Origin of the sequence: Corynebacterium sp. 122RC1 (assembly GCF_024580955.1) — a bacterium.
Lineage (GTDB): Bacteria > Actinomycetota > Actinomycetes > Mycobacteriales > Mycobacteriaceae > Corynebacterium > Corynebacterium kozikiae.
Genome location: NZ_JANIKD010000062.1, coordinates 1 through 442, shown reverse-complemented (window position 1 = coordinate 442; position 442 = coordinate 1). Strand labels below are relative to the sequence as shown.

Genomic DNA, 442 nt, shown 5'->3' with positions numbered 1-442 from the left:
CAAAGTATCCCCTTTCACGGCATAAGCATACTCCTGCGCTTCGCAAAGTGCACGAAGGGTGTTAGGTGGACAGCAGAAGCAACTGATATACTTCTGGCGGGTTTTCGGCCAGCGCATCACATAAGGGAAATCGCCCGTACGGCGCAGGGCCTGAGTATAGAAATATCGGGTACCATCGAGCGAAATGCCCGGCAAGACTCCATTCAGGAGTTCGTTTTCTACCATATCCATATAGCGGGCATCAGCTGTGGTTTCGAGCATACGCCAGGATAAGAAGATATTACCAATCTGCGCACAGGTTTCATTATGCGAAGTCTCGTTTGGCAACTGATATGCTCTGCCGTATGCCTGGTGAATCTGCTGAATGCTAGGCTGATCGTAAGTGGTTCCATCAGGTGACACACCATCATAGAGGGCACCGCATCCACCTGTGATATAAATC

Annotated in this window: 1 protein-coding gene; it reads right to left on the bottom strand. The window is 50.0% G+C overall.

Annotated features, from left to right (window positions below):
- A partial coding sequence (locus NQ050_RS11075) for a glycoside hydrolase family 127 protein (RefSeq protein ID WP_257039396.1) occupies positions 1 to 442 on the bottom strand: 442 nt, incomplete at both ends.